Annotated in this window: 9 protein-coding genes; 5 read left to right on the top strand and 4 right to left on the bottom strand. The window is 70.2% G+C overall.

The window, feature by feature from the left end:
* From ABZ319_RS26500 to ABZ319_RS26480, 5 genes are all read left to right on the top strand, one after another.
* The coding region (locus ABZ319_RS26500) for a putative PEP-binding protein (RefSeq protein WP_354989197.1) at window positions 1-930 on the top strand (930 nt) is incomplete at its 5' end.
* Entirely contained in the window at window positions 927-2,093 is a 1,167-nt protein-coding gene (locus ABZ319_RS26495) for an amidohydrolase family protein (protein ID WP_354989196.1), read from the top strand. The genes ABZ319_RS26500 and ABZ319_RS26495, both read left to right, overlap by 4 nt.
* Window positions 2,081-2,863, top strand: coding sequence for a glucosamine-6-phosphate deaminase (gene nagB / locus ABZ319_RS26490; RefSeq protein WP_354989195.1), 783 nt, complete (start codon window positions 2,081-2,083; stop codon window positions 2,861-2,863). The genes ABZ319_RS26495 and nagB overlap by 13 nt, the downstream gene beginning before the upstream one ends.
* 46 nt (window positions 2,864-2,909) lie before the next feature.
* On the top strand, window positions 2,910-3,785 hold the full coding sequence (locus ABZ319_RS26485; protein ID WP_354989194.1) for a class I SAM-dependent methyltransferase: 876 nt from the start codon (window positions 2,910-2,912) through the stop codon (window positions 3,783-3,785).
* A gap of 114 nt (window positions 3,786-3,899) precedes the next feature.
* On the top strand, window positions 3,900-4,811 hold the full coding sequence (locus ABZ319_RS26480) for a VOC family protein (RefSeq protein WP_354989193.1): 912 nt from the start codon (window positions 3,900-3,902) through the stop codon (window positions 4,809-4,811).
* Window positions 4,812-4,855: 44 nt separating this feature from the next.
* Here ABZ319_RS26480 and ABZ319_RS26475 read toward each other — a convergent pair whose 3' ends face one another.
* The 4 genes from ABZ319_RS26475 to mptB form a co-directional block, all read right to left on the bottom strand.
* Window positions 4,856-5,833 carry a heme A synthase gene (locus ABZ319_RS26475; RefSeq protein ID WP_354989192.1) on the bottom strand — a complete coding sequence of 326 codons (978 nt, stop codon included), beginning with the start codon at window positions 5,831-5,833 and terminating at the stop codon, window positions 4,856-4,858.
* A gap of 76 nt (window positions 5,834-5,909) precedes the next feature.
* A complete protein-coding gene (locus tag ABZ319_RS26470; protein WP_354989191.1) occupies window positions 5,910-6,692 on the bottom strand; it encodes an ABC transporter permease in 783 nt (260 codons plus the stop codon).
* Window positions 6,689-7,621, bottom strand: coding sequence for an ABC transporter ATP-binding protein (locus ABZ319_RS26465; RefSeq protein WP_354989190.1), 933 nt, complete (start codon window positions 7,619-7,621; stop codon window positions 6,689-6,691). The genes ABZ319_RS26470 and ABZ319_RS26465 overlap by 4 nt, the downstream gene beginning before the upstream one ends.
* Window positions 7,618-9,300 carry a polyprenol phosphomannose-dependent alpha 1,6 mannosyltransferase MptB gene (gene mptB / locus ABZ319_RS26460; RefSeq protein ID WP_354989189.1) on the bottom strand — a complete coding sequence of 561 codons (1,683 nt, stop codon included), beginning with the start codon at window positions 9,298-9,300 and terminating at the stop codon, window positions 7,618-7,620. Before mptB ends, ABZ319_RS26465 begins: the two co-directional genes overlap by 4 nt.
* Window positions 9,301-9,414 lie beyond the last annotated feature (114 nt).

Genomic DNA, 9,414 nt, shown 5'->3' with positions numbered 1-9,414 from the left:
GACGCGCCCACCGGCCCCGGCCGCACGGCGGACGGGCACGCGGTCCCGCTGCTGGCCAACGTGGGCGGTGCCGCCGATGCCCGGCTCGCGGTGGAACTCGGCGCGGAGGGCGTCGGGCTCTTCCGCACCGAATTCCTGTTCCTGGGCGCGCACACGGCCCCGACGGTGGCCGAGCAGACCGCCAAATACGCCGAGGTGTTCGCCGCGCTGGGGGAGCGGCCCATCACCGTGCGCACCCTGGACGCGGGCTCGGACAAGCCGTTGCCGTTCCTCGGCCTGCCGGACGAGGAGAATCCCGCGCTCGGAATACGTGGATTGCGGTTGAGCAGTGTCGATGAGGGGACACTGCTCGATCAGCTCACCGCGATCGAGGCCGCCCGCCGGGACACCGGCGCGGCGGTCAAGGTCATGGCGCCCATGGTCGCCACGGTGGAGGAGGCGAACTACTTCGTCACCCGCGCCCGGGCGGCCGGGCTCGCCTCGGCCGGGGTCATGATCGAGATCCCCGCCGCCGCACTGCGTTCGGAACACGTGGGCGCGGAAGTGGACTTCTTCTCCATCGGCACCAACGACCTGTCGCAGTATCTGTTCGGCGCGGACCGCATGTCCTCCGCGCTGGCCGCGCTGCACAACCCGTGGCAGCCCGCGCTGGCCGCGACCATCGCCGCGGTGGTCGCGGGCGCGAACAAGAACGACGTCAAGGTCGGGGTGTGCGGCGAATCCGCCTCCAATCCCGAGTTCGCCTGCGTGCTCGTCGGTTTGGGGGTCGAGACGCTGTCCATGGCGCCGCGCTCGCTGGCCGGCGTGCGGGCCGCGCTGGCCGAGGTGACGCTGGATCAGTGCCGGGCCGCCGCGTCCGCGGTCGTGGCCGCAAGGACCGCCGAGGATGCGGCGAACGCGGCCCGCGCAGCCCTGGGGCGAGGTCGGTGAGGACGACCCTGCGCGGCCGGATCCTCACCCTCACCGAAGCGGGCGACATCCCGGACGGGGTGGTGTCCTTCGACGGACCGGACTTGGAGTTCGTGGGACCGGCCGGGGATTTCCCGGGCGCACTGCCGTCGCCGACCGAGCTGCCGCCGGTGATCCTGCCCGGACTCATCGACGTGCACTGCCACGGCGGTGGCGGGTTCGGCTTCCCCGAGGCCGACGCCGCGGGCGTCGCGGCGGCGGCGGGCTTCCACCGTGGCCGGGGGACCACCACGCTGGTGGCCTCGCTGGTCTCGGCGACCGAAGCCGAACTGTGTGCCCGCATGGACGTTCTGGGCGCGGCCGTCGATTCCGGCCTGCTCGAGGGCATCCATCTCGAAGGCCCGTTCATCAGTGCACACCGCTGCGGCGCACACGATCCCGAACGCATTCACGGCGGTGATCCGGCCATGCTGCGCCGGCTCGTCGAGCACGCGGGCGGGCGGATCGTCTCGGTCACCATCGCCCCCGAGGTGAGCGAGTTCGACGCCCTGGCCGATGTGCTCGCCGACGCGAATGTGGTGCTGTCCCTGGGGCATACCGTCGCCGACTACGAGCGCTCGGTGCACGCCATGTACCGGGGGCGGCGGGTGTCCATCACCCACCTGTTCAACGCCATGCCCGGCCTCGCGCACCGCGACGCGAACTTCCTCACCGCCGCCATGGCCGCGGCCGGTCGCGGTGACGTGGTCGCCGAGGTCATCGCCGACGGCGTGCACCTGGCCGACGGCACCGTGCGCATGGTCTTCGACACCCTCGGCCCGCACAACCTCGCGCTCATCACCGACGCCATGGCCGCCGCCGGGGAGCCCGACGGCCGGTATCAGCTCGGCAGCCTGGACGTCGTGGTGCGGGACGGCGTATCGCGCCTGTACGACCCGCACGGCGCGGGCGCGATCGCGGGCGGTACCTCCTCGGCATCGGATGTGCTGCGCCGCACGGTTTTCCACGCGGGCGTCGAACTCTGGGACGCTGCCGTCGCGGCGGCCGCCACCCCCGCCCGGCTGCTCGGGATCGCGCACCGGGTGGGCTCGCTGCGCGCGGGCCTGCGGGCGGATCTGCTCGTGACCGACCACCACCTGAACCCATTGACCGTGTACAAGGACGGAATTCCATGGAACTCGTGATTGCCGAAAACCTGGTCGACGCCGGAGTGCTGGCGGGGCAGATCATGGCCGACCACGTGCGCGCCGGCGCCCGCTCGATCGGCCTGGCCACCGGCTCCTCCCCGCTGGGCGCCTACCGCGAGATGATTCGCCAGTACAACGACGACGAACTCAGTTTCGAAGGGGTGCAGGCGTTCCTGCTCGACGAGTACATCGGCCTGCCCGCCGGGCACCCGCAGTCCTATCGGCAGTTCATTCGCGACGAGTTCGTCTCCTACGTGAACTTCGACGACGCGCTGGTACACACCCCCGACGGGTCCGCGGCCGACATCCCTGCCGCCGCGGCCGATTACGAGCGCACGATCGCCGAGAACGGTCCGGTCGCCGTGCAGATCCTCGGCATCGGGGCGAACGGCCACCTCGGCTTCAACGAACCCGGCTCGTCGCTGCGCTCGCGCACCCGCGTCAAGACGCTGACCCCGCAGACCCGCGAGGACAACGCGCGCTTCTTCGACAACGACCTGTCCAAGGTGCCGACCCACGTGCTCACCCAGGGGCTCGGAACCATCAGCGACGCCGAACATCTGGTCATGATCGCGATCGGCATGGGCAAGGCCGAGGCGGTAGCCGCCGCCGTCGAAGGCCCCGTGTCCGCGTACTGCCCGGCCTCGATCCTGCAGATGCACCCGCACGTGACGGTGATCGTGGACCCGAGCGCGGCCTCGTACCTCAAATCCGTGGACTACTACCGCTTCGCCTTCGAGAACAAGCCGGCCTGGCAGAACTTCTGAGCCTGTCCTCCCCTCGCGCGTGCCCCGGGGTGCGGATAATTCAACGATGATCGAGCGCAAGGCGAGTCGAACAGCGGTCCTGGTGTGCCAGGGCCGGGCGGTGGCGGACGGCCGATTGGCGGTGGGGCGCTTCGCGGATCCGCTCGCCGCCGACCTGCTGCACGCCGACGAGCGCGAACCCGTGGAACGCGTGCGGGCGGGGGAGCGCCCCGCGGGCTTCGGGCCGCGCATGGAGTTCGAACTGCTCTCCGGCACAGCCGAACTCATGGCCGCCCGCACCGTCGCCATCGACGACGGCGTGCGCGACAGCGCCACCGCGCAACTGGTGCTGCTCGGTGCGGGCCTGGACGCCCGCGCCTGGCGGATGCCCGAACTCGCCGCGACGGCCGTCTTCGAGGTCGATCAGCCGGCCTCGCAGCAGGACAAGCGCGCCCGGCTGGGAGATCGCACACCCCTGGCGAAATCCCTGACCTTCGTCCCCGTCGACTTCGCCGAGGATTCCCTGGCCGCCCGTCTGGCCGAATCCGGCCATGACCCCGGGGTTCCCACCACCTGGATCTGGGAGGGCGTCGTGCCCTACCTGACGCCGGACCAGGTCGCGGCGACCACAGCCCTGGTCGCGGCCGCCAGCACACCGGGCAGCCGCTTCATCATCACCTACCCCGTGCCTTCGCCGCGGAACGCCCTCGGTCGCAAGGCCCTCGGCCTCCTGCTGCGCGGGGCGCGCCACCCCAATCCCCTCGCGAACGAGCCCTTCCGCTCCTCCTGGACCCCACCCGTGCTCGAATCCCTGCTCGCCGCACACGGTTTCGAGGTCACTACCGACATCGATCTACTGACGATCGCCCGGGATCTCGACATCACTCCCGGCCGCCCCCGATTTCTGAGCACCGGTCGCATAGCCATCGCGGACCGGCCCTGACCGCGTTCGAGCAGTCCACGGCCGCGTTCGCCCGGTGCCGATGACCCGCTCGCCGGAATCGCGGCCATCGGGTTTCCCGGCCGTGCTCCGGCCGGGCGGGTCTAGCATCGGGGCATGACCAAAATCGTCCCCCACCTCTGGTTCGACGATCAGGCACGTGAAGCCGCGGAGTTCTACACGAGCGTTTTCCCGGACTCCACCGTCACGAACGTGACGACCATTCGCAACGTGCCGAGTCCGACGGGCGAGAGCGACATCGTCTATTTCACGCTGGCCGGTCAGCCGTTCATGGCGATCAGCGCGGGCCCGGTATTCACGCCGAATCCGTCGATTTCCTTCATCGTCAATTTCGATCCGTCCCGTGACCCGCAGGCACGCGAACACCTTGACGCGGCCTGGGCGGCACTGTCCGAGGGCGGCGCAGCGCTCATGCCGCTGGATGCCTATCCGTTCAGCGAACGCTACGGCTGGGTCGCCGACAAGTACGGCTTCACCTGGCAGCTCATGCTCACCGACCCGGCCGGTGAGCCCCGCCCGTTCATCATTCCGTCCCTGCTGTTCGTCGGCGATGTCGCCGGCAAGGCCCGCGAGGCCACCGACTTCTACCTGTCGGTCTTCCCCGACTCCCAGCGCGGCACCCTGGCCCCCTACCCGCCCGATGCCCCGGAGCCCGAGGGGTCGGTCATGTTCACCGATTTCCGCCTGTCCGAAACCTGGCTCACCGCGATGGACAATTCGAGCCCGGACCACGGCTTCACCTTCAACGAGGCCGTCTCGCTGCTGGTCCCGTGCGACAGCCAGGACGAGATCGACCGCTATTGGAAACTGCTGTCCGCCGATCCGGCCGCGGAACAATGCGGTTGGTGCAAGGACGGCTACGGGGTCTCCTGGCAGATTTCCCCCGCCGTCGCCGACGAGATGCTGCAGAACGGCACCCCCGACCAGGTCGACCGCGTCACCGCCGCCTTCATGCCGATGAAGAAGATGGACATCGACACCCTGCGCCGCGCCTACGACGGCGCCTGACAGCGTCCCGAGTCCTCTTCAGCGGCAGGACGATTCGTCCCGCCCTACCGCACCGGTTCCGGTTCGGCCGCGTGCTCGACGGCCGCGACCGGTTCGCGGGTGCGCATGGCCGCCCACAGGGCGGCCGTCGCGGCCACGCAGGCCGCGGCGCCGCCGACGTGGATGGCGACCAGGGCGGCCGGAACGTCGGTGAAGTACTGGACGATCCCGACCAGGGCTTGACTGCTGATCAGGGCGATCAGGACCACCAGGCGCTTGCGGATCGCGGGGGTCATGCCGATCGCGGCCAGGCCGAAGCCGAGGCCGACCACCAGGCTCAGATAGGCGACCAGCAGTTCCGCGTGCAGATGGACCAGGGTGCTGATCTCCACCTCCAGGCGCTCGACCTGCCGGTCGATGCTCTTGTCACCGGCGTGCGGTCCCGCGCCGGTCACCAGGGTGCCCGCGACAAGGGTTGCGCTGAGCGCGATTCCGCTCAGACCGGTGAGCAAACGCAGGGGCTTGGGGACCAGGACCGTCTCCACGCCGTCGTCCGGCTCGGCGATCTTGGCGTACATCAGCACCGCGAGCCACACCATGAGCATCGACGCCAGCAGGTGCACCGCCACGGTCCACCACAGCAGGCCCGTGCGCACCGTGATGCCGCCGATGATCGACTGCAGGACGGTGCCGCCGGGCATCAGCCAGGCGTAGATCAGCACCTCGCGCCGGCGCCGGGCCCGCGTCACCGCGATCACGATCGCGGCCGCGCCCAGGACCACCACGAAAGTCAGCATGCGATTGCCGAATTCGACCAACTGGTGGAACACCGGCACCTCGGCCACGGGGACCGGGACGAAACTGCCCGGGAAGCACTGCGGCCAGGTGGGGCAACCCAATCCCGAGGCGGTCACGCGGACGATGGCTCCGGTCACCGAGATTCCGGCCTGCGTCAGGATCACCGCGAAGGCGATGAGCAGCTGCGTCCGCCGCGAGGGCAACGGGAACCGGTCGGCGAATCGCTGGAAGGCGCGAGATAGCACGCGTCGATGGTAGCGGGAGCGTATCCGCACCCGGCACTCGGCCTACTACGGCGCGTCGTGGATTGTGTTCCGCGACCTAGTCGAAGCGGAAGTACTTGGTCGCCAGCCAGCCGGCGAGCCCGCCCCAGCCGGCCAGCACCGCGAAGCCGTACCAGTCCACGCCGCCCTGCAACGCCCGTTCCAGGGTCGAGGTCAGCGCGCCGGAGGGCACCGCGCGCGCCAGCAGATTCACCGCCCGCGGAATGTCGTCGGACATCAGCACCAGGCTCGCGATTCCCAGCATGACGAACCAGAGCACGTTCGCCAGCGCCAGCACGATCTCGGCCTTGAGCGTCCCGCCCAGCAGCAGGCCCAGCGCCGCGAAGGTCGCGGTGCCCAGCGCGATCACGATCGCCCCGAGCGCGAGCCCGGCGATCGAGGGTCGCCAGCCCAGTGCGAAACCTATGGCCCCCAGCAGAATCGACTGGAGCACCACCACGATCAGCACCGCCGCGCACTTGCCCGCGACGATGCCCCAGCGCGGCAGGGGAGTGGCCCCGAGGCGCTTGAGCGCCCCGTACCGCCGGTCGAAGCCGACCGCGATGGCCTGCCCGGTGAACGCGGTCGACATGACCGCCACCATCATGACCGCGGGCACGATCCGGTCGACCCGGTGCCCGCCGAGCCCGGTCAGGGGCAGCAGGGTCAAACCGATCAGCAGCGTGATCGGAATGAACATGGTCAGCAGCAGCTGTTCGCCGTTGCGCAGCAGCAGAATCAGTTCCAGCCGCGTCTGGGCGGCCATCATCCGCGCCCGCGTGGTCGGCTGCGGATTCGGGGCGAAGGTGCCCGGCGCGAAGCGGTTCAGCGTCTCGGTCATCCGCGCAGTTCCCGTCCGGTGAGTTCGAGGAAGACATCTTCCAGGCGGCGCTGGTCGATGCGAATATCGGTGGGCAGCACGTCGATTCGCGCGCACCACGCGGTGACGGTGGCCAGCACCTGCGGGGTGATCTCGCCCTGCAGATGGTAGGAGCCGGGCGTGGCCTCCTTGGGCAGGAACCCTTCGGGCAGTGCGGCTTCGAGCAGGGTGAGATCGAGATTGGGCGGGGCGGAGAACGCCAGGCGGCCCTCGGCGTTGTGCGAGGTCACCTCGCTCGGGGTGCCCTGGGCCACGATGCGCCCGTGATCGATGATGATCAGCTGATCGGCGAGCTGCTCGGCCTCGTCCATGAGATGAGTGGTGAGCAGCACGCTCACCCCGTCGCGGCGCAGCGCGTCGATGAGCTCCCACACCAGATGCCGGGCCTGGGCGTCCAGGCCGGCGGTGGGCTCGTCGAGGAAGACGATCTCGGGGCGCCCGACCAGCGCGCACGCCAGCGCCAGGCGCTGCTGCTGGCCGCCGGAGAGCCGCCGGTACGGGGTGCGGCGGGCGTCCTGCAGGCCGAGCGTCTTGAGCAGCCACTCCGGGTCCAGCGGGTGCGCGGAGTAGGACGCGACCAGATCGAGCATCTCGCCCGCTCGCGAGCCCGGGTACGCGCCGCCGCCCTGCAGCATGACGCCGATGCGCGGGCGCAGGCGATCCGAATCCGCGATCGGATCCAGGCCCAGCACCCGCACGCTGCCCGCGTCCGGGACGACGAAGCCCTCGCACATTTCGGTGGTGGTCGTCTTGCCCGCGCCGTTGGGGCCGAGCAGCGCCAGCACCTGCGCGCGTTCGATCTCGAAGCTGATGCCGTCCACCGCGGTGGTCTCGCCGAAGCGTTTCACAATGCCGTCGACTTTGACGGCGGGTGCGGAGGCTGCGGTCACGATGAGACACCGTAGGCCGTGGGCTGCTGTGACGGAGCCGACACCCCCGGCTGATTGCGCCACGGCAGCACATTTCGGGTCAGGAAGATGAACGCGACGCCCACGAGCACGGTCGCGATGGCGGACTCCACGATCTGGAAGACGTAGAAGTCCGCACCGCGCGGCATGACGATCACACTGACCACCGCGGAGAAGCAGACGGCGGGGACGCGGAAGGCGGGCCGGTTGGCCCATGCCGCCAGCGGGACGATGGCCCACAGCAGGTACCAGGGCTGGACCACCGGGAACAGCAGCACGATCGCACCGAGCGAGACGCCCATCGCGCCGACCGGGTGCAGGCGCCCGGTCCAGGTCGCCACCAGCATGCGGACGGTGATGAACGCGGCGACGCTGCCGGCGATGGGCCGGGTGATGGCGAGCAGGGCGGTGGTGTGGTCGCCGAGCCCGAGCAGGACGCCGCCGAATCCGGTGATGACCCCGATAGCCGTCGGCAATGACATCCAACTGCGCACGGCGCTGGCCACATTCAGGGTGTGCACCCAGCCGAAGCCGAGCCCGCTGAGCCCGCTGACGGACAGCGTGGTGGCCACGGCGATGACGCCGAGCAGCGCGCCGGTGCCGACGATGACCTTGAGTCCGCCGCCCCAGCGTTTGGCCAGGGCCATGGTCACGAAGCCGAGCGCGATGATCGAGGTGATCTTGATGGAGGAGGACAGCGTGATGACCACGGTCCCGAAGATCAGCAGGGCCCACGCGCGCCGGTCGAAGGGGTGGGTGTCCTCCACGGCCCGCAGGCAGAACTCCAGCCCGGCCAGCATGAGCCCCAGCATGATCGCGTCGTTGTGCACGCCGCCGACCAGGTGGAACAGCACCAGCGGATTGGCCGCGCCCAGCCACAGCGCGCTGACCGCCGCGACACCGCAGCGCCGCGCCAGTCGCGGCAGCGCCCACACCATCAGCGCGACGCCGGCGAGGACCAGCAGCCGGTGCAGCCACACCCCGGCGATGATGTTGTCGCCGGTCAGTTCCGCGATCCCGCGACCCATCCACAGGAACAGCGGGCCGTAGGGCGCGGGCGTCTCACGCCAGATGTTGGGCACGTTGTTGGTCAGCACGTTGTTGATGCCCAGCCCGCCCGCGGGCCCGACCTGGTACGGGTCCAGGCCGCGCGCGGCGATCTCGCTCTGTGCCAGATACGAATACACGTCGTTGCTGAACATGGGCGGTGCGACGCTGAGCGGGATGATCCACAGCAGCAGCGTCCGATCCAGCTGCGAGCGGGTCAGGCGATGGCGCGGGTTGCCGCCCCACCCGCCGACCGCGAACCGCCCCAGCAGCAGCCACGCCATGACCACCAGTACCGCGCCGATCATGCACAGCGCGAGGGTCGAGGTGTGCGCCCGCGCGAAGAAGCCCAGCACCCGGACCCCGGAGGTCGGGTTCTGATGCACGGGCTGCGCGCCCACGCCCAGCGCGGCGATCGCCATGATCACCGCGCCGGTCGCCCCGAGCAGGCGGATCCGCATCAGTTGCAGCGTTTCTCGCCGGTCGAGCCCCGGCACGTCCGCTTCGGCGGTATGCAGCACCGCGATGGTGTGATCAGCGGGCGAGACGTCCAGGCCGAGCGCCCGGCGTCCCAGTTCGATCACTCTGCGCCGCGCGCCGTCCACTACCGCCACGGTCCCGAAGCCTAGTCGGCCGAACCGCCCCCGACTCCGATCGCCCGTCTCGACCCGTCGGTGCGTCGGTCCGCACTGGTGAAGACCTCCGCACGCGCGGTGCGGGCGGTCGAA

It is taken from the genome of Nocardia sp. NPDC005978 (assembly GCF_040614455.1).
In the GTDB taxonomy this organism is placed as follows: Bacteria; Actinomycetota; Actinomycetes; order Mycobacteriales; family Mycobacteriaceae; genus Nocardia.
The sequence above is the reverse complement of the archived record's forward strand: the minus strand, read 5'-3'. Positions and strand labels throughout refer to the sequence as shown.

Excerpts from the sequence above, each read along its gene's own strand:
- ABZ319_RS26470 (WP_354989191.1), bottom strand. The coding sequence starts at position 6,692 with ATGACCGAGACGCTGAACCGCTTCGCGCCGGGCACCTTCGCCCCGAAT.
- ABZ319_RS26485 (WP_354989194.1), top strand. The coding sequence starts at position 2,910 with ATGATCGAGCGCAAGGCGAGTCGAACAGCGGTCCTGGTGTGCCAGGGC.
- nagB (WP_354989195.1), top strand. The coding sequence starts at position 2,081 with ATGGAACTCGTGATTGCCGAAAACCTGGTCGACGCCGGAGTGCTGGCG.
- ABZ319_RS26480 (WP_354989193.1), top strand. The coding sequence starts at position 3,900 with ATGACCAAAATCGTCCCCCACCTCTGGTTCGACGATCAGGCACGTGAA.